A 20,563-nucleotide genomic window follows, 5' to 3' on the forward strand; every position below is an offset into this window, starting at 1 on the left:
AAGCCAGCGACCTCGCGAGTGCCAAAGACCTGATCGGGCATCTCGCGCCGGGCTCAATGCTGCTGGCCGACAAGGGATACGACGCCAACGACCTGCGCGCTGCCGTCGCCGAGCGGAACGCATGGGCGAACATCCCGCCCAAGCGCAACCGCAAGGACCCGATCTGCTTCTCCAGGCACCTCTACAAGGCGCGCAACCTCGTCGAGCGCTTCTTCAACAAGATCAAACACTTCCGCCATATCGCCACCCGCTTCGACAAGACGGCGGAAAACTTCCTCGCCGCCGTGAAGCTCGCGTCCATCCGCATCTGGCTACGCGGTTATGAGTCTACGGCCTAAAATTTACGTCCCTGACAATTTTATTATTCTCTAATATATATGGCATCGACATAAGAAGTAGCATGATTGCTACTATAGTTATTGTGCAGATTGATTTCAGAGGTATGAATGAATAAACCAAAACAACGGGAAGTGTGATATCGATTTGAGTGGCGTCTATGCCAAACTGGCCGATATATGATGTAATATATGCCCATCCGCTGAAGTATATTACAGCTACGGGGCTTGCTGCCAGTGCTCCGTCGACCAACGTGGTGCGGGCTCTGTCCATGGGGGTGTCTCCACGCATTTGTAGAAAGGCTTAACAAATAATCGTTCATGACAAAATCGGGCATTCGCTGGGAATAGAGCGAGACCCTACCTTCCGTAGCGGGGTTGAATGAAACATCCGATCGCACGATGGCGATCTTTTCCGCCGCGTGAACGGCACCCATTGCCTTTCTCGTCCATCTCTGGCATAAGCCCGGCCTCGTTCAGATCGCCCGGCTCGTTACGGGCTGCCGTGGCGGTCTGCAGCGCTTTCGAGCACATGGGCCGGTGATCGGCGCCGTTCGGGGAGCGGGCTCGCGGGATTGTCCGCGAGAGGCAAAGGCTTCGTGAAGGCACCGGCAGCGGCGGACAAGGGAAGCAAAATGCCCAAGCTTAAGACGAAGTCGAGCGCCAAGAAGCGCTTCAAGATCTCCGGGACCGGCAAGGTCATCGCCGCGCAGGCCGGCAAGCGCCACGGCATGATCAAGCGGACCAACAAGTTCATCCGCAACCAGCGGGGCACCACCGTGCTCTTCGAGGGCGACGCGAAGAACGTCAAGAAGTTCTTCCTGCCCAACGGCTGAAGCCAAACGCCCCCAGTTCCAGGAGATTAGCTCATGGCCCGCGTCAAGCGTGGCGTGACCGCTCACGCCAAACACAAGAAGGTCCTCAAGGCCGCCAAGGGTTTCTACGGCCGCCGCAAGAACACGATCCGCACCGCCAAGGCGGCTGTCGATCGCGCGATGCAGTACGCCTATCGCGACCGCAAGAACAAGAAGCGCACGTTCCGCGCCCTGTGGATCCAGCGCCTCAACGCTGCGGTGCGCGAGCACGGCCTGACCTACAGCCGATTTATCGACGGCCTCGGCAAGGCCGGGATCGAGATCGACCGCAAGGTTCTGTCGGACATCGCCATCCGCGAGCCGGAGAGCTTCAAGTCGATCGTCGAGAAAGCCAAGGCTGCGCTGCCCGCAGCCTGATGCCTGTGGCGCCTGCCGGGGCAGGATCATCCGATCCCGCCCCGCGGCCGTGCCGCAGCAGCGCATCCGCCCTACCGAGGCCCTGGAAGCGATGAGCGGCGCCCTGCGCCGCTCGCCTCATCGCGGCCCGAGGGCTTGACGGTCCTTCGGCCGTTGCCGACAAGCGGTAACCACCCCGAGGGACCGATGACCGATATTCCTACTCTCGAACGCACGCTCATCGGCGCCGTCGCCGCCGCGGCGGACGAGGCCGCGCTCGAAGCCGTGCGCGTCTCCGCGCTGGGCAAGAAAGGCAGCGTTTCCGAGCTCCTGAAGACGCTCGGCGCCATGACGCCAGAAGAGCGGCGCGAAAAGGGCCCGCTCATCAACGGCCTGCGCGACCGTGTCAATGCCGCCATCGCCGAGCGCAAGGCCAAGCTCGAGGAGAAGGCACTCGCCGCGCGCCTCGCGGCCGAGCGCGTCGACGTCACGCTGCCGCTCCAGGAAGGGCCGCAGACGCGCGGGCGCATCCACCCCATCTCGCAGGTCATCGACGAACTGACGGCGATCTTCGCCGACATGGGCTTCTCCATCGCCGAGGGGCCGGACATCGAGACCGACTTCTACAACTTCACGGCGCTCAACTTCCCCGCCGGCCATCCGGCCCGGGACATGCACGACACCTTCTTCCTGCCGCCTGACGACAACGGCGAGCGCAAGGTGCTGCGCACGCACACGAGCCCGGTGCAGATCCGCACCATGCTCGGCCAGAAGCCGCCGATCCGCGTCATCATCCCGGGCCGGACCTACCGCTGCGACTCGGACCAGACGCACACGCCGATGTTCCACCAGGTGGAGGGGCTCGTCATCGACAAGTCCTCCCACATCGGCCACCTGAAGTGGATCCTCGAGGAGTTCTGCAAGGCCTTCTTCGAGGTCGACCAGGTGAAGATGCGCTTCCGCCCCTCCTTCTTCCCCTTCACCGAGCCGTCGGCGGAGGTGGACATCCAGTGCTCGCGCAAGGGCGGCGAGATCCGCTTCGGCGAGGGCGACGACTGGCTGGAGATCCTGGGATGCGGCATGGTGCACCCCAACGTGCTCCGCAACTGCGGGCTCGACCCGGACGAGTACCAGGGCTTCGCCTGGGGCATGGGCATCGACCGCATCGCGATGCTGAAATATGGCATGCCGGACCTGCGTCCCTTCTTCGAGGCGGACGTGCGCTGGCTGTCGCACTACGGCTTCCGCCCGCTCGACCTGCCGACGCTGGCCGGAGGGCTGTCGTCGTGATGGCCGAGGCCGGGATGGTGCTGCCCTCTCCCCCCTCGTGGGGGAGAGCTGGAGAGGGGGGGCGGTACCGCCGCTCGAAGGCTTCGATCTGGATGGCGCGCGGCTTCCCTCCCTCCCTAACCCTCCCCCACGAGGGGGGAGGGGATCCGCGGGAGGACATCGGCGTGCGCAACGGGCAACGCGACCGGGCAAGGCGCCTGCGCCGGGACCTCACACCGGCTGAACGCAAGCTCTGGCATGCGTTGACGGTCCACCGCTTCCACGGCCTGCACGTGCGCCGGCAGGCGCCCGTCGGCCGCTACATCGTGGACTTCGTTTGCCATGAGGCCCGTCTCGTCATCGAAGTGGACGGTGCACAGCACGGTTTCGAGGTCCGCAGCGCGGCGGATGCCGCCCGTGACACCTGGCTCGAACAGCAGGGCTACCGCGTCCTGCGTTTCTGGAATGGGCAGGTGCTGAACGAATTCGACAGCGTCCTCGATACCATCCTGGCTGCCGTCGCTCACCGCCATCCTTCCTCCGTGTCCCGCCTCACCGAGGGCGGTTCTGGTGGAGCTGTCTCATGAAGTTCACCCTCTCCTGGCTCAAGGACCACCTCGATACCGACGCGACGGTCCAGGACGTCGCCGACACGCTCAACCGCATCGGCCTCGAGGTCGAGGCAGTGGAGGACAAGGCGGCGCTCTTCGCGCCCTATGTCATCGCGCATGTCGTCTCGGCCGAGCAGCATCCCAATGCCGACCGGCTCCGCGTCTGCATGGTCGACACCGGCCGCGGCGAGCCGCCGGTGCAGGTCGTCTGCGGCGCGCCCAACGCGCGCACTGGCATGAAGAGCGTCTTCGCCCCGGCCGGCACCTACATTCCCGGCAAGGGCATCACGCTGACGGTCGGCACCATCCGCGGCGTCGAGAGCCGCGGCATGCTGTGCTCGGCCTTCGAGCTCGAATTGTCGGACGACCACGAGGGCATCATCGACCTGCCCGAGGATGCGCCGGTCGGCCAGCCCTTCGCGGCCTATGCGGGCATCGACGATCCCGTGATCGAGATCGCCGTGACGCCGAACCGGGCCGACGCGCTCGGCATCGCCGGCATCGCACGCGACCTCGCCGCCGCGGGCCTCGGCCGTTTGAAGACGCCGGCGGTCGCGGCCGTTCCCGGCAAAGGCCCGTGCCCGGTCTCCGTCTCGCTCGCCTTCACGGGCGAAGACGCGCACCTGTGCCCGGCCTTCGCGCTGCGCCTCGTGCGCGGCGTGAAGAACGGCCCGTCGCCCGCGTGGCTGCAGCGGCGCCTGAAGGCCATCGGCCTCAGGCCCATCAACGCCCTCGTCGACATCACCAACTACATCACCTTCGACCGCGGGCGGCCGCTGCACGTCTTCGACGCGAAGAAGGTCACGGGCAACCTCGTCGTGCGTCATGCGCGCGACGGCGAGGAGGTGCTGGCGCTCGACGGGCGTAGCTACGCACTCGACCCGTCCATGGTCGTCATCGCCGACGACAACGGCGTTGAATCGATCGGCGGCATCATGGGCGGCGAGCATTCCGGCTGCGACGAGACGACCACCGACGTACTGATCGAGTCGGCGCTCTGGGACCCGCTCAACATCGCCCAGACGGGGCGCAAGCTCGGCATCGTCTCCGACGCGCGCTACCGCTTCGAGCGCGGGGTCGATCCTGCCTTCTGCGAGCCGGGCCTCGCGCTCGCGACGCAGATGGTGCTCGACCTGTGCGGCGGCGAGGCGAGCGAGGCGACGCTCGCCGGCACCATTCCCGATACCCGGCGGGCGCTCGCCTTCCCCTATGCGGAGGTCAAGCGCCTCACCGGCCTCGACCTGCCGGCCGAGACTATGCGCGGTACGCTCGAAGCGCTCGGCTTCCTCGTCGCCGGCACGGGCGACGTCGTCGAGGTGATGCCGCCGTCGTGGCGGGCGGATATCGAGGGCAAGGCCGACCTCGTCGAGGAGGTGATGCGCATCACCGGGCTCGACAACGTGCCGGCCGTGCCCTTCCCCCGACTCGAGGCGGCGGTCGCCAAGCCCGTGCTGACGTTGTTGCAGAAGCGCACACGCCTCGCCAAGCGCACGCTCGCCGCGCGCGGGCTCGTGGAGGCCGTCACCTGGTCCTTCATCGGCAAGGCCGAGGCGGGGCTGTTCGGCGGCGGCGATCCGCGCCTCGCGCTCGCCAACCCGATCGCACCCGAGCTGTCTGACATGCGGCCGAGCCTCGTGCCGGGCCTCGCCAGGGCGGCGCAGAAGAACGCCGACCGCGGCCATCCGGACGTCGCGCTGTTCGAGGTCGGCCAGGTCTTCGCCTCCGACGAGCCGGAAGGGCAGACGATCGTCGCCTGCGCCCTGCGCCGCGGCACGGCACGGGCGGAGGGCGTCGGCCGCCGCTGGGACGGCGAAGCGAAGCCCGTCGATGTCTTCGACGCCAAGGCCGATGCCATGGCGCTGCTCGCCGCGCTCGGCATCCCGACGGGCGGGCTGCAGATCGTGCCCGGCGGTCCGGACTGGTACCACCCGGGCCGCTCGGCGACACTGCAGTTCGGCCCGAAGGCCGTCATCGGCGCCTTCGGCGAGCTTCACCCGCGTATCTTGAAGGCGCTTGACATCAAGGGTCCGCTCGTCGCCTTCGAACTGACGCTCGATGCGCTGCCGGCGCCCAAGGCGAAGCCGACCAAGATGAAGCCGAAGCTGGCCCTGTCCGACTTCCAGCCGCTGACGCGCGACTTCGCCTTCGTTGTCGACCGCGAGGTCGCGGCGGCGGAGATCGTCAAGTCGGCCGGTGCGGCCGACCGCAACCTCGTCACCGACGTCACGGTCTTCGACGTCTACGAGGGGCCGCACGTCGGCGAGGGCAAGAAGTCCGTCGCCATCGCCGTGACGCTGCAGCCGACCGACAAGACGCTCACCGATGCTGAGATCGAGGCCGTCTCGGCGAAGATCGTCGAGCAGGTGGCGAAGAAGACCGGGGCGACGCTCAGGGGATAGGGCGGCATCATTGGCCCGCGTCTCTCGTTGTGCCGGATAGGCGCGATCGAGTCTTCGGAGCCGAGCGACCTGTCTCCCTCCTCGCCGCAAGCGGGGGGAGCGAGGTGTGGCGCTCCGGCTGTTGCGCCCTGTATAAGGGGCCGTCTCCGGAGCCGAACGTCGTGCGCCTTCTCGCCGTCCTCGCCCTCGTCTGCCTTGCCTGCGCCGCGCTGGCCCAGGGCAAGCCGCGCACGATCGCGGACTGCGAGCGGATCGACGAGCCGCTCGCCTACAACGCCTGTCTAGCCTCCTTCGGCCCCAGGCAGGGGCAGCGCAATTTCGTGCCGGCAGGAGAAGCCGCGGCGGAAAGTGCGCAGCGGGCAGCGCCGGCGCGCGGCATGAAGGGCGCCGTTTCCTCCGGCCGCCGCAAGGACGGCAAGGCCTTCGTCATCTTCGACGTGACGCCCGGCAAGCGCTGAAGTTCAGCCGTCGGCGGCGACGGCCGCCGTGCCGCTCAGCGGGTTCTCCGGGTCCCATCCGTACGTCAGGGTCTCGAAGCGCATGGAGCGCGCATCGACCATCAGCAGGCGGCCGACGAGCGGCTCGCCGAAGCCGACGATGGCGCGGATGACCTCGAGAGCCATCAGCGAGCCCATGACGCCGGCGAGCGCGCCGAGGATGCCGGCCTCCTCGCAGGTGGGCACCGTGCCGGGGGGCGGCGGGCTCGGAAAGAGACAGCGGTAGGTGGGGTTGGGCGTGCCGTCCGGGCCGCGCTCGAAGGGGCGCAGCGTCGTCAGCGACGCGTCGAAGGTGCCGAGCGCCGCCGTGACGAGCGGCTTTTTCTCGTAATAGCAGGCATCCGCCACGGCATAGCGCGTGGCGAAATTGTCGGAGCCGTCGGCAACGACGTCATAGGCCGCGACGAGGGCGCGCACATTCTCGGCATTCAAGCGCAGCGGGTGGCGCGCGACGGTGACATGAGGATTGAGCCGGGCGATGGCCGCGGCGGCGCTGTCGACCTTCGGCGTACCGACGTCCGCCGTGCCGTGGATGATCTGGCGCTGGAGGTTGGACAGGGAGACGACGTCGTCATCGACAATGCCGAGCGTGCCGACGCCGGCCGCGGCGAGATATTGCAACAGCGGCGCGCCGAGCCCGCCGGCGCCGATGGCGAGAACGCGCGCCTTCTTCAGTTTCAGTTGCCCGGGGCCGCCGACATCGCGCAGCACGATGTGGCGGGCATAGCGCTCGATCTCTTCGGGGGACAGGCTGGCAGCATTCGTCATGGCGCGACAATAGCCCCGGGCGCGGCGGGCCGGAAGGCGGCGCGGTGATGGCTGTGCATGGTGCCTGCCGGGCGGGTCGGGCGGCTCTTGGAATCCGCTGCCGAGCCGTGCCATCGTAGATGCCAAGCGGGCGCGGCCAGGAAGCCGACGCCCGCATGCCACGAAGGGGAAGCTTCCATGCGTTTCAGGACCCTCGGCCTCGCGCTCGCCGGTCTCGCCGCCAGCGCCGCAGCCGCGCTCGCGCAGGATTTCAAGCCCGCCATCGTCTATGACCTCGGCGGCAAGTTCGACAAATCCTTCAACGAAGGCGTCTATGACGGCGCCGAGAAGTTCAAGGCCGAGACCGGTGTCGCCTATCGCGATTTCGAGCCGCAAAACGACGCCCAGCGCGAGCAGGCACTGCGCCGCTTCGCGCGCGACGGCTATTCCCCCATCGTCGCCGTCGGCTTCAGCCAGGCAAGCGCGGTAGAGAAGGTGGCCGGCGAATTTCCCGACCTGAAGTTCGCCATCATCGACATGGTGGTCGAGCGGCCGAACGTGCAGTCGATCCTTTTCAAGGAGCAGGAAGGCTCCTTTCTGGTCGGCATGCTGGCGGCGATGGCCTCGAAGACCGGTAAGGTCGGCTTCGTCGGCGGCATGGACGTGCCGCTCATTCGCGCCTTCGCCTGTGGTTACGTGCAGGGTGTCAAGCACGCCAACCCGCAGGCCGAGATCTTCCAGAACATGACCGGTACGACGGGTGCGGCCTGGAACGACCCGGTGAAGGGCGGCGAACTTGCCAAGAGCCAGATCGACCGTGGCGCCGATGTCGTCTACCACGCCGCCGGCGGCACCGGCATCGGCGTGCTGCGCGCGGCGGCCGATGCCGGCAAGCTCGGCATCGGCGTCGATTCCAACCAGAACGGCCTGCACCCGGGCAAGGTGCTGACCTCGATGCTGAAGCGCGTCGACACGGCGACTTACAAGACCTTCATGGATGCCAAGGACGGAAAATGGCAGTCTGGCGTCGTGAACCTGGGGCTCGCTGAGGAGGGCGTGGCCTGGGCGCTCGACGATAACAACCGCTCGCTCATTACCCCGGAGATGAAGGAGGCGGTCGACAAGGCTGCCGAGGAGATCAAGGCCGGTACCATCAAGGTGCACGACTATCGCTCCGACAACAAATGCCCCGTCTGAGCGGCCAGGGTCGTCACGCGTGATGAGCGCAGCGGTCGAGCCTCCGGCGATCGAACTCGTCGACATCGACAAGCGCTTCGGGCCCGTGCGGGCGAACGACCGTGTCAACCTCTCGGTGGCGCGGGGCACGGTGCACGGCATCGTCGGCGAGAACGGCGCCGGCAAGTCGACGCTGATGTCGATCCTCTACGGCTTCTACGAGGCCGATGGCGGCGAGATCCGTGTCGACGGCACGCCGGCCCGCATCCGCAGCCCGGCTGATGCGATCCGCCTCGGCATCGGCATGGTCCACCAGCACTTCATGCTGGTGGACAGCCTTTCCGTTGTCGAGAACGTCATGCTCGGCGCCGAGGGCGGGGCGCTTCTCGACCGGGGCCTCGCCCGGGCGCGGGCGGAGCTTGACCGCCTCGCCGCCGACCACGGCCTTGCCGTCGACGTCGATGCGCGCGTCGGCGACCTGCCGGTCGGCCTGCAGCAGCGCGTCGAAATCCTGAAGGCGCTCTATCGCGGCGCCGATGTGCTCATCCTCGACGAACCGACAGCGGTGCTGACGCCGCCGGAGGCGAAGGCGCTCTTCGGCCTCTTGCGCACGCTGCGCGAGGCAGGCAAGACCGTGCTCCTCATCACGCACAAGCTCGAGGAGATCATGGCGGTGACCGACCGGGTCTCGGTGATGCGCCGCGGGCAGATGGTCGCCACGCTCGACACCGCCGCGACATCCCCGCCCGAACTCGCCGAACTCATGGTGGGCCGCAAGGTGCTGCTGCGGGTGGATAAGCGCCCGCTTGCCGCCGGTGAGCCGCGGCTCGCGGTGGAGAACCTCTCCGTCGTCGACGAGCGAGACTGCCTGCGCGTAGCGGAGGTGTCCTTCACCGTCCGGGCCGGCGAAATCGTCGGCATCGCCGGGGTTGCCGGCAACGGTCAGAGCGAGCTCATGGAGGCGATCGCCGGCATGCGACGGCCGACGCTCGGCACCATCGCGCTCGACGGCACGGTGCTGACGCGCGAGGCGCATACGCCGCATAACCTGCGCCGGTTGGGCCTTCTGCACGTGCCGGAGGACCGGCTGCGCACCGGGCTCGTGCCGGCCTTTCCCGCCTATGAGAGCGCCGCGCTCGGCTTCACCGACGATCCGGCCTACGGGCGCGGCCTGTTGCTGGAACGCGGCCGCATGATCGCCCACCTGGCCGACAGGATGGCGGCGTATGACGTGCGTCCGCCCGACCCGCTGCTGAAGACCTCGAAATTCTCCGGCGGCAACCAGCAGAAAATCGTGCTGGCGCGAGAGATCGAGCGGGCGCCGAAGGTGCTGATCGTCGGCCAGCCGACGCGCGGGGTCGATATCGGCGCCATCGAGTTCATCCACCGCCGGCTGATCGCGCTGCGCGACGCCGGGGTTGCCGTTCTTCTCGTTTCCGTGGAGCTCGAAGAGATCATGAGCCTCGCCGACCGGATCCTCGTCATGTGCGGCGGGCGCATCACCGGCGAGCGGCGGCCGGAGGCGACGGACGAGCGCGACCTCGGCCTCCTGATGGCGGGCGTGGAGGGGCGGGCATGAGCACGCCGATCGACCTGCCGCGCTGGGCGGACGTCATCCTCGTGCCGGCGCTCAGCGTCGCGGCGGCCTTCGCGGTCGCCGGTCTCGTCGTCGCGGGCATCGGGGAAGACCCGTTCACGGCGACGCGCCTCCTGATCGCCGGCAGCCTCGGCTCGGTCGAAGGCGTCGGCTTCACGCTCTACTACACGACGAACTTCATCTTCACCGGCCTTGCCGTGGCGCTCGCCTATCACGCCGGCCTCTTCAACATCGGCGGCGAGGGGCAGGCGACGGTCGCCGGCATCGGCGCGGCCCTCGTCTGCCTCTACGCCGATTTCCTGCCCGGTGTCCTCCTCATCCCTGCCGGCATCCTCGGCGCGGCGGCCTTCGGCGCGCTGTGGGGCTTCGTGCCCGGCTACCTGCAGGCGCGACGGGGCAGCCACATCGTCATCACGACGATCATGTTCAACTTCCTCGCCGCGACGCTCATCGTCTATCTCGTCGTCAATGTCATTGGCGAGCGGGGTGTCACGGAGACGCGCGCCTTCGCGCGCCACGCCGTCATCCCCTATGTGCACGAGGCGCTGCGGGCGCTCGGCATCGCGGCGCCAACCTCGCCGCTCAACTTCACCTTTCTCCTCGCCCTCGCCGCGGCGGCAGGCGTGTGGGCGCTCGTCTACCGCTCACGCCTCGGCTACGCCATCCGCACCGTCGGCGCCAATCCCTCCGCCGCCGTCTATGCCGGCATCTCGCCGGCGCGCATGATCATGGTGGCCATGACCCTGTCGGGCGCGCTCGCCGGCGGGCTCGCGGTCAACGAGCTCATGGGTGTGCAGCACCGGCTGCTGCTCGAGTTCACCTCCGGCTACGGCTTCGTCGGCATCGCCGTGGCGCTAATGGGCCGTGCGCATCCGGCGGGCGTCATCTTCGCGGCGCTTCTCTTCGGCGTGCTCTACCAGGGCGGGGCGGAACTCGCCTTCGACATGCCGGCCATCACCCGTGACATGGTTGTCGTCATCGGCGGCGTGATCGTTCTGTTCGCCGGCGCGCTCGAGGGGCTGTTCAGGCGCCTTGCGGCGCGGCTTGTCGCACTCGGCACGGGGTTTGTGGCGGCGCGGCGCGTGCGCACGGCCGAGGAGGGGTGAGCCATGGACCTCGTCTCGCTCCTCGCCGTGCTCGATTCGGCCGTGCGGCTGTCCATACCGCTCCTGTGCGCCTGCCTCGCAGGGCTTTGGTCCGAGCGCTCGGGCGTTGTCGACATCGGGCTCGAGGGCAAGATGCTGGTCGCCGCCTTCGCGGCGGGCGCCGCCGCCCATGCGAGCGGATCGGCCATCGCGGGGCTTTTCGCCGGCCTTGCGGCGTCCGTCGCGTTCGCACTGGTGCACGGCTTCTCGGCCATCAGCCAGCGCGGCAACCAGATCGTCTCGGGCGTCGCCATCAACATGCTGGCGGCAGGCCTGACGGCAATCGTCGGCAATGCCTGGTATCACCAGGGCGGGCGCACCCCGCCGGTGGACGGGGCGGCGCGCTTCGGCGAGATCACGCTGCCGGGCGCTGAGGCGCTGTCGGGCATTCCTTTGCTCGGGCCGCTTTACCGCGAGGTCGTGTCCGGCCATTCGCTGCTTGTCTATCTCGCGATTCTTGCTGTTATCGCCACATGGTGGACGCTGGCGCGCACGCGTTTCGGCCTGCGCCTCAGAGCGGTCGGCGAGAACCCGGCCGCGGTTGACACGGCTGGCATTTCCGTCGCCGGGCTGCGCTATGCCGCGGTGGTCCTTGCCGGCCTCCTGTGCGGGCTCGGCGGCACCTATCTCGCGCTGGCGCAGGCCGCCGGCTTCCTGCCGCACATGACGGCGGGCAAGGGCTTCATTGCGCTCGCCGCTCTCATCTTCGCCAAGTGGCGAGCCTGGCCGGCGCTCGGCGCCTGCCTGCTCTTCGGTCTGCTCGACGCGGTGGCCATCCGCATCGAGGGCGTGCCGCTGCCTGTCATCGGCCGAGTGCCGGTGCAGGCCATCCAGGCGCTGCCCTATCTCATGACGGTCGTCCTGCTCGCGGGCTTCATCGGCCGGGCGGTGCCGCCGCGGGCTTCCGGCATCCCCTATGTCAAGGAGCGGTGAGATGAGCCTCCTCGACGACCTCTTCCGCGCGGCGAGCGCGGCGCGCGAGAAGGCCTATGCGCCCTATTCGCGCTTCGCCGTCGGGGCCGCCGTGGCGACGCCGGGCGGCGAGATCTTCGCCGGCTGCAACGTGGAGAACGCGTCCTACCCGGTCGGTTCCTGCGCCGAAGCCGGCGCCATCGCCGCCATGATCGCGGCAGGCGGGCGGCGCATTGCAGCGGCCCTCGTGGTGGGCGAGGGCACGGCGCTCGTCACGCCCTGCGGCGCCTGCCGGCAGCGCTTGCGCGAATTCGCGCGCGAGGATACGCCCGTGCATGTCTGCGGGCCGGAAGGGTTGCGGCGCAGCTTCACGCTCGGGGAACTGCTGCCCTTGTCCTTCGGGCCGGACAATTTGACGAACGACGGGTGAGGCCATGACCGGAACGGCCGAGAGCGACGTGAAGCTGCGGGACGAGGCCCTCGGCCTGCTTGCGGAGCGCGGCATCGCGGGGCCCTTCGACGCCGCGCTGGTGCTTGGCACCGGCCTCGGCAACATCGTCGAGGATGTCGAGGAGGCGCGCGAGGTGCCCTATGCCGACATTCCCGGCTTTCCGGTCAGCGGCGTCTCGGGCCATGCGGGGCGGCTCATCGCCGGCCGCGTCGAGGGGCGGCGGGTCCTCATCTACGGGGGGCGGGCGCATTACTACGAGACCGGCAATGCGGCCGTCATGCGCGCGCCGATCAATCTCCTGACCGGGCTCGGCAGCCCGCCGCTCGTGCTCACCAATGCCGCCGGCTCGCTCCGGGCGGATATCCGCCCCGGCAGCCTCGCCCTGATCACGGACCACATCAACTATTCCGGTCTCAACCCGCTCATTGGCGACACCGGCGATGGGCGCTTCGTGCCCATGACGCACGCCTATGACGAGATGCTGCGCAAGCGGATGATGCTGGCGGCGAAGACGGCCGGCATCACCCTCAATTCCGGCGTCTACATGTGGTTCTCGGGGCCCAGCTTCGAGACGCCGGCGGAGATTCGTATGGCCCGTATGGTCGGCGCCGATCTCGTCGGCATGTCGACTGTGCCCGAGGTCATCCTCGCCCGCCGCTTCGGCCTGCGCGTCGCGGCCTTGTCGGTGGTGACAAACCTGGCCGCCGGCCTCGAGGGAGCGACCCCGAGCCACGGCGAGACGAAGGACGTCGCAACCCTCGCCGCCGTGACGCTGCGGCGGCTGCTGCGGGCCTTCCTCGCGACGCGTGACGAGCGGTGAGAGGTGGCGGCTGGCGCTTGATGCCCTTCAACAGGCACTCTCTGCAAGTCCATCCTCGCATCTACTTTGCACGATGCCCTGAATAATCAATTCACCGGCGTCTCTATTCTCATATCCATCCGGCGATCGTAGATATCCGCCATCCAATTATATGAGCTGAATGCAGTGCGGCTCGCGGCCGCGGGCCCGGACCATCCGGCGCGAGCGTGGCGCGCCGCGAACATCGATCGCTTTGCCGCGATCGGGAAGGAACGACCATGATCGTGCACGGATGGAGCGCAGGCGTTCGCATGTTGCGCGCGCGGCGCTACCGGCGGGCAGCCTTGGCCGCCGTGATTGCGGGGCTTGCTGCACCGGGAGCGTGGGCCACCGAGCCTGCGTGGCCCACCCTGTCCTATGACTACATCGCGCTCGACGAGGATGTCCGGGACGTGTTGACGGAGTTCGGCAACCACATGCGCATTCCGGTGAAGCTCAGCGACCGCGTGCGGGGCCGCGTGCGCGGCGGCATCATGCCCGCGGCGCCGCGGACATATCTCGACGACCTGTGCGGCCGTTTCGGGCTCTCCTGGTACTACGACGGCACGACGCTGCACATCTCGTCGAGCGACGAACAGCGGACGGAGATTGTCGAATATGGCTCGGCTTCCCCGGAGGAGCTGCTGAAAGCGCTGCGCGAACTCGGGGTGGCCGACGCGCGCTATCCCGTCCGCCTCGCGCAGGGGCGGAGCGTCCTTTCGATTTCCGGACCGCCGGTCTACCGAGCCCTGGTGCGCCAGACGCTGGCGTCGCTGATGAAGGGGGGCACGCCGGAGGCACGTGTTCGGGTCTTTCGCGCCGGTGCTGAGAGTTCGTCGTGATCTTTCGATTGTTCGTGGCGCGTGTAGACAGAGTTATGCCCGTAGCGACTGTCGCCCGGCGGGGTGTCGCCGGTATGATCCTTGTAATCGATTGTATTCATTATCTTAAATTGCGGGGAAGCGAGGCAGCATGAACGAGATGCGCGGGATCGACAAACTGGAGCGGCGACAGTCCGGCGGGCTCGATCAGGAACTTATTGAAAAGATGCAGATCTTCATCGAGCAGGCAAAGAATGAGCGTCCCAGGGCGGGCGACACCGCGAATGCCGCTCCGCTCGCCATGCTTCGTTCGGCCGAGGCACCCGCCGTGCCCGGCGACGGAAGAGAGTGAGCCGACGTCGATCCGACTTCTTCTGCGCGCCATCCGGCAGCCGACGGCGCATCCGCTTTCGCCATGGAACTGGTCATGAACGCTACTTCAGCCATCAGCGGCTTTCTGGGCGACGCCGTGAAGCCGCTCGATCCAGCCGAGCCGACGCAGCCGGTGCAGGCATTTCAGTGGTCGCTGAACGAGGTGAAGACGCTTTGGGCAGCCAAACAGGCATCCTCCGACGCGGGCGACGGTCTGCCGGCTGTGGTTGGGGCGGTGCGTGACGGCATTCTGCCCTTCTTCGAGCGGCGGCGCAACGATGCGGATCTGTCCGGCGAGGTGAATACCGGCCGGGCTGAGGGGGACGCGAACGCCTTCTTCGAGAAGATCAAGGAACAGGCTGGCGAGGAGCGGCAGCATCACCTCTCGATGCAGCTCATCATTGCAGCATTCACGGGTCTGATCAGCACGCTGAAGATGCTGCTGAGGGGCTGAGCCATGCCGGTCGTGCCCGCTTCGTCGTCCCGCCCGTGCCGGCTCCGCATCGCAGCCGCCATTGCGCTCGCGCTCGCCGTCGCGGCCTGCAAGGCCGAGCTCTACGGCAATCTCGACGAGCGGCAGGCCAACGAGATCGTCGCGGCCCTGCAGCACCATGGCATCGCCGCCAGCCGGGGCGCCGACAAGGAGGGTCGCATCACCGTCTCCGTCGGCGGCCGCGATTTCGCACGCGCGTTCGATATCCTGAGGAACAATGGCCTGCCCCGTCGCGCGCATGCCACGCTGGGCGAGGTCTTCAAGCCGGAAGGGCTGGTGGCCTCGCCGCTGCAGGAGCGGGCGCGCATGACTTATGCCCTGAGCGAGGAACTGTCGCGGTCGGTGGGCGAGATCGACGGCGTCCTGTCGGCGCGGGTGCATATCGTCCTGCCCGAATATGCCCCGCTGCAGCACGCGTCCACGCCGGCCTCCGCCTCTGTTCTCATCCGGCACAGGGCGGGCGTGCCGATGGGCGAATATGTGCCGCAGATCAAGACGCTGGTGGCCAACGGTATTGCCGGGCTCACCTATGACGGGGTATCCGTCGTGCTCGTCCCCGCGCCGGAGCGGCCGGATACGCTAGCGGAGGCAGCACCGGTCTCCTTCCTCGGCATGTGGCTGCGTCCCGACAGCCTCGGCTGGGCCCGCTTGCTGATGAGCCTCGCCGCGCTCACCATCGCGGTCCTTGCTGCCGGGCTCGGCTATGCGGTCTGGCGGAGCCGGTCCAGCGTCTACGCGTTGGGGACGACGCGGCGGGAGGCCGAGAGGCCCCCTGAGGCCGGGCAGGGGGCCGTCTTGCCGCGGGAGGCGGCGTGATGACGATGCCCGCCCCCGTCAGCGAGGATGAGAGCCGGTGGTGCGCCTTTCTGCGCCTGCCCGGCGGTTATGCCCATCCGCGGCGTTTGGCCGAGACGCTCGGCGGGGCCATGACGCCGGACCTCTGCGCCGCGCTTCAAGCGGAACCGCGCTTTGCTGCGCGGCTGACGGCATTGCTCGACACCGCCGGTCTCGTGCCGCCGGCCGGCGCCGCGCTCGACTGCGCGGACGTCGATCGGTCGATCGCCGTGCGCGGGCCGCACGAGCTCACGGCTGCCGCTCTTCGCGCCGGTGCGCTCTATTGGGCGGACGCCATCGCCAACGTGGTTCTCGCCCCGGACGTGGAAGCGCTGCGCCGGTCGCTTGACGGCGATCTCATCGCCTTCGGCCTCGCCAACCGGGCCGCCGGGGCGCAGGGCCTGCGCTTCGACGACCTCACCGGTGCGGCGGAGGTTGTGGCGCGCGACGGCTGGTACAGCTTTCTGGCATGGGTCGCGCAGCTCCCGGCAGCGGTGGCGGGGCGGCTGATGCTCAAATTCGAGGATGGGGCGATCACGCCCGGGCCGGTTCCCGATCCCTTCGGGGAAATCGGGCCAGGGCTCTATCGTCAGGCAGCAGGATGAACATGAGCAGCATGGATCGCTTATCGACCCTGGGTGGCGGCGGCCGGATCGTGCGTGGCCCGGAGGTGGACATCTGGCAGAAGGCGGCGATGACCCTCCGCAAGGCGGAGGATCTCGCGTCGTCGGAAATGAGCCGGGGATACACCGAAGGTCACGAGAAGGGCGTCCGGGACGGCCTCGCCAGCGTGAAGGAAAAGAACGCCGCGGCGGCCGAGCAGCTGGCGCAGACGGTCACGGCCGTTGATCGCTATCTCGGCTCGCTCGAGAGCGAGGTGGCCGATCTTGCCATGGGTATCGTGCGCCAGGTGCTGGGCACCTTCGAGAACGCCGATCTCGTGGCGCGGCTCGCCGGCGAGGCCCTGGCCAATTTCCGCCGGGCAAAACACCTCAAGATCACGGTGCATCCCGACGCTTGCGCCAAGGTGCGCGACGAGGTCAACGCACGCGTGGAGCGGGAAGGCCTCGCGGTCACCATCGCGGTTGCGGGCGATCCGACGATGGGCCCCACGGATTGCCGGCTCGCGAGCGAGTTCGCCATCGTTGACGCGGATCTCCAGACGCAGCTCTCGGCCCTGGCCCGTGCCCTGCCGCGACGGGAGGCGCGGGGGTGATGAGCGGCGACGCCCTCGACATCGATGCGCGTATCGCGGGCATTCTCCCGAAGCTGCGACGGCAGGCGGAGACCGTCAGCCCGCGCGTCGTCAAGGGGCGCATCCTGCGTGCCGTCGGCGTTACCATCCACGCCAGCGTCGCACAGGTGCGGCTGGGGGAGGTTTGCCGGCTTTGCGACCCCGTTTCCGGCGTCGCGGTTCTCGCCGAGGTCGTCGGCCTGCTGGAAGATGCGGCGGTGCTGACGCCGCTCGGCGACCTTTCCGGCCTCTCCAGCGCGACCGAGGTCATCCCCACTGGCAGTGAACTGCGTGTGCCCGTGGGGCCGGGGCTGCTCGGCCGCGTGCTCAGCGCGCTCGGCGAGCCGCTCGACGGCGGTGCCTGGCCGCCGCCCGGCATGGTTGGCACCTATCCCCTGCAGGCGCCGCCGCCGCCGCCGATGGCGCGTGACATCATCAAGGAACCGCTGCAGCTCGGCATCCGCTCGCTCGACGGGCTCGCGACCTGCGCGCGGGGCCAGCGCATCGGCATCTTCGGCGAACCGGGCGTCGGCAAGTCGACGCTGCTCGCCCAGATCGTCAAGGGCACCGAAGCCGACGTGGTCGTCATCGGCCTCATCGGCGAGCGCGGCCGCGAGGTGCGCGAATTCCTGGAGCGCGAGCTCGGCGAGGAGGGCCGGCGCCGGTCGGTGACGGTGGTCGCCACCTCGGACCGACCGGCCATCGAGCGTGTCAAGGCGGCCTATGTGGCGACGGCCATCGCCGAATACTTCCGCGATCAGGGTCGCAGCGTGCTGCTGCTCATGGACAGCGTCACGCGCTTCGCCCGAGCCCAGCGCGAGATCAGCCTCGCTGCGGGCGAGCCACCGACGCGCCGCGGCTTTCCCTCGTCGCTCTTTGCGGTGCTGCCGCAACTGCTCGAGCGCAGCGGCCCGGGGCAGGGCGGTGCCATCACCGGCCTCTATACGGTTCTCATGGAAGGCGACGGCACACAGGACCCCATCGCGGAAGAGGTGCGCTCCATCCTCGACGGCCACGTCGTTCTGTCGGCGCAACTCGCCCATCGCAACCATTTCCCGGCCATCGACGTCCTGAAGAGCCGCAGCCGCCTGATGGATGCGGTGGTCACGCCGGAGCATTCCCGCCTCGCCGGCCGCGTGCGCGACCTGATGGCGCGCTACGCCGAGGTCGAGCTGCTGGTGCGGGTGGGCGAATACCAGCGCGGCAGCGATCCACGGGCCGACGAGGCCATCGACCGCATCGATGCCATCAATGCCCTCCTGCGCCAGGGGCAGGCCGAGCGGTCGACCCTCGCCGAGGTCCAGCAGCGCATGCGGACGCTCGTGCCATGACGCAGGAGCGGACGCTCATGCTGCTGCGACGCCTGCGGCAGCGCGGCCTCACGCGCGCGGAGGAAGGCATCATGCGCGCCGAACGCGGGCTGCGGGAGGCCGAGGCCGCTGTGCGCGCAGCGCAGGCGGCGGTTGAACAACACGCGGCGACGGCCCGGCAGGAGGAGAAGACGTTGCTCGGCCGCATGGCCGTGCGCCTCGCCGGTGCTTCCGACATTGCGCGCCAGCAGGCGGTGCTCGATGGGGTCGCCGCCGAGGCCCGGCGTCGCCGGGCCGGCGCTGCCGCGGCGGGCGAGGAACGGGAGGCGCAGGCGGCGACGCTTGCCGCAGCGCGGCAGGAGCTGCAGCGGCGCCGGCGCAAGCTCGCCAAGCTCGACCTGCTGCTCGACGAGCGGAAGATGCAACAGCTGCGGCGGGACGAGGCGCTCGTGGAGGCGGAGGCCGAGGATCGCGCGGTCGCACTGGCCGGGAGCAGCCATGGCACGCCGTTCCCCCGCAGCTGAAGCGCCGGCGCCGCGCAAGAGGGCCGCCCCGCGCAAGCGGCCGGTCGCCGCTGCGGCGGAGGCGGCGTCGCTGCCGTCGCCCCTGCCTTTCGTGCCGGCGGCGCTCGACGTCGAGGCCATGCACCTGTGGAACGTGGCCTATCGCCTGCGCAGGCCCTGGCAGGTGAGCCTCGCCGGCGTGCCGGCGCACGTCGTGTTCGCTCCCCGCCCGGTGCCGGTCGTGTCGGGTGTCACCGTTGATCTGACGATCGCCGGCCGGCCGGCGGCGGCCTGGGTACCGGCAGCCTTCGCCGAGGAGGTTCTGGCGGCGCTGCCACAGCAGTTCGACCCGGCGCGCCTGTCGCCGCAACACCTCGCCATGCTTGCCGAATTCGCCACGCTGCCGGGGCTTCGCGCATTGGAGGACCGGCTCGGGGCCGCGATCGTGCTGGTTTCGCTGCAATCGCAAGCCCCCGATGAGACGCGGGGTCCCTGGGTCGATGTCAGGATCATCCGGAACGGACGGGAGGAGGTTCCCGCCCGGCTGCTGCTGCCGCCGGAGACGGGCGAGGAGATCATCGCCGCGCTCGGCGACGGGCCCCCGCCGGGCGGGCACGACGAACTGCCGTGTTCCGTCGCGGTCCGCATCGGCGCCACGACGCTTCCGGTGGCGGATGTCGCCTCGCTGCGGGTCGGCGATGCGGTACTTGTCGATTGCGTGGCCGGGGCCGACGCGGCCGTGGCGGTGGTCGCGGATTGTCTCGCGGCGCCGGCCGTGGTGGGGGAGGCTGGCATCCGTCTCGAGGACTTCCCGCGGCCGGCGGCCGGATCGATGCTGGAGTGGTGCATGACGACAGCGGCGCAGAATGAGGGACACGGAGCCGATGCCGAGGATACGGCGCTTGCCATGGTCCCGGTCCACCTCGTCTTCGAGCTCGGGCGGATCGATCTGCCGCTCGCCGAGGTGCAGCGGCTGGCGCCCGGCGTCACTCTGCCACTCGCTGTGCCGGTGGCCGGCGAGGTCGACATTCTCGGCAACGGCCGGCGTATCGGGCGCGGCGTGATGGTGCGGATCGGCGAAAGCATCGGCGTTCGGATCGTCAGGCTGGCCGGCCATGGGTAGCGGCGAGGTCAACCTCCTCGGTATTGCCGTCGTCTCGGTCGCCCTCGGCCTACTGCCCTTCTTCGCCGTGCTGACCACAGGCTTCCTGAAGATAGCGATCGTGCTGATGATCGTGCGCAACGCGCTGGGCGTGCAGCAGACGCCGCCCAACGTGGTGCTCTATGCAGTTGCGATTGTCCTCACGGTCTACGTGTCGGCGCCGCTCCTTGCCGCGATCCACCAGAAGCTGAGCGAGCAGGATATCGATGTCCGCTCCGTCCAGGGGCTCATGACCGTCGGCCAGGAGGTCGCCGGCCCTCTCCGGGACCACCTTGCGCGTTTTGCGACGCCGCGCGAGCGGCAGTTCTTCCTGTCGGCGACGCAGCGCATCTGGCCGCAGCAGGCCCAGGCGGGCCTCAGTGAGAACGATTTCGTCATCCTGCTCCCGGCCTACATCAGCTCGGAGCTGACGCGTGCCTTTCAGATCGGCTTCCTGCTCTACCTGCCCTTTCTCGTCATCGATCTCGTGGTCTCGAACATCCTGATGGCGATGGGGATGATGATGGTCTCGCCCATGCTGATCTCGGTGCCGCTGAAACTCTTCCTGTTCGTTGCGGTCGACGGATGGTCGCGGCTGATGCACGGCCTCATCCTGAGCTACGCCTGAAAGAAGGAGGCCGCTGCCGCCATGTCGCTGCGTGCCGCC

24 protein-coding genes are annotated in these 20,563 nt (G+C 68.6%); 23 read left to right on the forward strand and 1 reads right to left on the reverse strand.

Annotation, left to right across the window (positions count from 1 at the left end; translation table 11 throughout):
- The 7 genes from ASC46_RS14900 to ASC46_RS14930 form a co-directional block, all read left to right on the forward strand.
- On the forward strand, nt 1-338 hold a 338-nt coding region (locus ASC46_RS14900), incomplete at its 5' end, for an IS5/IS1182 family transposase (protein WP_055460102.1).
- 632 nt (nt 339-970) lie between these two features.
- Entirely contained in the window at nt 971-1,171 is a 201-nt protein-coding gene (rpmI, locus tag ASC46_RS14905) for a 50S ribosomal protein L35 (protein WP_019403889.1), read from the forward strand.
- Between the two features lie 33 nt (nt 1,172-1,204).
- Entirely contained in the window at nt 1,205-1,567 is a 363-nt protein-coding gene (gene rplT, locus ASC46_RS14910) for a 50S ribosomal protein L20 (protein WP_019403890.1), read from the forward strand.
- A 186-nt stretch (nt 1,568-1,753) separates the two neighbouring features.
- Nucleotides 1,754-2,836, forward strand: coding sequence for a phenylalanine--tRNA ligase subunit alpha (pheS, locus tag ASC46_RS14915; RefSeq protein ID WP_055460103.1), 1,083 nt, complete (start codon nt 1,754-1,756; stop codon nt 2,834-2,836).
- A gap of 164 nt (nt 2,837-3,000) precedes the next feature.
- Nucleotides 3,001-3,402 carry an endonuclease domain-containing protein gene (locus tag ASC46_RS20910; RefSeq protein WP_072249517.1) on the forward strand — a complete coding sequence of 134 codons (402 nt, stop codon included), beginning with the start codon at nt 3,001-3,003 and terminating at the stop codon, nt 3,400-3,402.
- Entirely contained in the window at nt 3,399-5,825 is a 2,427-nt protein-coding gene (gene pheT, locus ASC46_RS14925) for a phenylalanine--tRNA ligase subunit beta (protein WP_055460105.1), read from the forward strand. Before ASC46_RS20910 ends, pheT begins: the two co-directional genes overlap by 4 nt.
- 161 nt (nt 5,826-5,986) lie before the next feature.
- Nucleotides 5,987-6,283 carry a hypothetical protein gene (locus tag ASC46_RS14930; RefSeq protein ID WP_055460106.1) on the forward strand — a complete coding sequence of 99 codons (297 nt, stop codon included), beginning with the start codon at nt 5,987-5,989 and terminating at the stop codon, nt 6,281-6,283.
- A 3-nt stretch (nt 6,284-6,286) separates the two neighbouring features.
- Here the strand turns inward: ASC46_RS14930 and moeB are convergent, their stop codons facing one another.
- Nucleotides 6,287-7,090: a molybdopterin-synthase adenylyltransferase MoeB gene (gene moeB / locus ASC46_RS14935; RefSeq protein WP_055460107.1), complete on the reverse strand. Its 804-nt coding sequence runs from the start codon at nt 7,088-7,090 to the stop codon at nt 6,287-6,289.
- A 177-nt stretch (nt 7,091-7,267) separates the two neighbouring features.
- Between moeB and ASC46_RS14940 the strand changes: the two genes are divergently transcribed.
- From ASC46_RS14940 to sctR, 16 genes are all read left to right on the forward strand, one after another.
- Nucleotides 7,268-8,266 carry a BMP family lipoprotein gene (locus ASC46_RS14940; protein WP_055460108.1) on the forward strand — a complete coding sequence of 333 codons (999 nt, stop codon included), beginning with the start codon at nt 7,268-7,270 and terminating at the stop codon, nt 8,264-8,266.
- A gap of 22 nt (nt 8,267-8,288) precedes the next feature.
- A complete protein-coding gene (locus ASC46_RS14945; RefSeq protein ID WP_055460109.1) occupies nt 8,289-9,824 on the forward strand; it encodes an ABC transporter ATP-binding protein in 1,536 nt (511 codons plus the stop codon).
- A complete protein-coding gene (locus tag ASC46_RS14950) occupies nt 9,821-10,948 on the forward strand; it encodes an ABC transporter permease (RefSeq protein ID WP_055460110.1) in 1,128 nt (375 codons plus the stop codon). Before ASC46_RS14945 ends, ASC46_RS14950 begins: the two co-directional genes overlap by 4 nt.
- Before the next feature lie 3 nt (nt 10,949-10,951).
- Nucleotides 10,952-11,920: an ABC transporter permease gene (locus tag ASC46_RS14955; RefSeq protein WP_055460111.1), complete on the forward strand. Its 969-nt coding sequence runs from the start codon at nt 10,952-10,954 to the stop codon at nt 11,918-11,920.
- Between the two features lies 1 nt (nt 11,921).
- Nucleotides 11,922-12,329 carry a cytidine deaminase gene (locus ASC46_RS14960; RefSeq protein ID WP_055460112.1) on the forward strand — a complete coding sequence of 136 codons (408 nt, stop codon included), beginning with the start codon at nt 11,922-11,924 and terminating at the stop codon, nt 12,327-12,329.
- A gap of 4 nt (nt 12,330-12,333) precedes the next feature.
- Nucleotides 12,334-13,170, forward strand: a complete 837-nt coding sequence (locus ASC46_RS14965) for a purine-nucleoside phosphorylase (protein WP_055460113.1) — start codon at nt 12,334-12,336, stop codon at nt 13,168-13,170.
- A gap of 257 nt (nt 13,171-13,427) precedes the next feature.
- Nucleotides 13,428-14,030, forward strand: coding sequence for a hypothetical protein (locus ASC46_RS14970; protein WP_055460114.1), 603 nt, complete (start codon nt 13,428-13,430; stop codon nt 14,028-14,030).
- Nucleotides 14,031-14,160: 130 nt separating this feature from the next.
- Entirely contained in the window at nt 14,161-14,361 is a 201-nt protein-coding gene (locus ASC46_RS14975; protein ID WP_055460115.1) for a hypothetical protein, read from the forward strand.
- A gap of 63 nt (nt 14,362-14,424) precedes the next feature.
- Nucleotides 14,425-14,835, forward strand: a complete 411-nt coding sequence (locus ASC46_RS14980; protein WP_055460116.1) for a hypothetical protein — start codon at nt 14,425-14,427, stop codon at nt 14,833-14,835.
- Between the two features lie 3 nt (nt 14,836-14,838).
- Nucleotides 14,839-15,690 carry a type III secretion system inner membrane ring lipoprotein SctJ gene (sctJ, locus tag ASC46_RS14985; protein WP_055460117.1) on the forward strand — a complete coding sequence of 284 codons (852 nt, stop codon included), beginning with the start codon at nt 14,839-14,841 and terminating at the stop codon, nt 15,688-15,690.
- Entirely contained in the window at nt 15,690-16,313 is a 624-nt protein-coding gene (locus ASC46_RS21305) for a hypothetical protein (RefSeq protein WP_055460118.1), read from the forward strand. The genes sctJ and ASC46_RS21305 overlap by 1 nt, the downstream gene beginning before the upstream one ends.
- Before the next feature lie 11 nt (nt 16,314-16,324).
- The gene (locus ASC46_RS14995) at nt 16,325-16,924 is read left to right on the forward strand and encodes a FliH/SctL family protein (protein ID WP_157672344.1); all 600 of its coding nucleotides are present in this window, start codon (nt 16,325-16,327) and stop codon (nt 16,922-16,924) included.
- Entirely contained in the window at nt 16,924-18,273 is a 1,350-nt protein-coding gene (locus tag ASC46_RS15000; protein WP_055460120.1) for a FliI/YscN family ATPase, read from the forward strand. Before ASC46_RS14995 ends, ASC46_RS15000 begins: the two co-directional genes overlap by 1 nt.
- On the forward strand, nt 18,270-18,776 hold the full coding sequence (locus ASC46_RS15005) for a hypothetical protein (RefSeq protein ID WP_055460121.1): 507 nt from the start codon (nt 18,270-18,272) through the stop codon (nt 18,774-18,776). The genes ASC46_RS15000 and ASC46_RS15005 overlap by 4 nt, the downstream gene beginning before the upstream one ends.
- Nucleotides 18,751-19,878: a type III secretion system cytoplasmic ring protein SctQ gene (gene sctQ / locus ASC46_RS15010; protein ID WP_055460122.1), complete on the forward strand. Its 1,128-nt coding sequence runs from the start codon at nt 18,751-18,753 to the stop codon at nt 19,876-19,878. The genes ASC46_RS15005 and sctQ overlap by 26 nt, the downstream gene beginning before the upstream one ends.
- Complete coding sequence (gene sctR / locus ASC46_RS15015; protein ID WP_055460123.1) at nt 19,871-20,524, forward strand: type III secretion system export apparatus subunit SctR; 654 nt, start codon at nt 19,871-19,873, stop codon at nt 20,522-20,524. Before sctQ ends, sctR begins: the two co-directional genes overlap by 8 nt.
- The last annotated feature ends 39 nt before the right edge of the window (nt 20,525-20,563 follow it).

The organism is Chelatococcus sambhunathii (genome assembly GCF_001418005.1).
In the GTDB taxonomy this organism is placed as follows: domain Bacteria; phylum Pseudomonadota; class Alphaproteobacteria; order Rhizobiales; family Beijerinckiaceae; genus Chelatococcus_A; species Chelatococcus_A sambhunathii.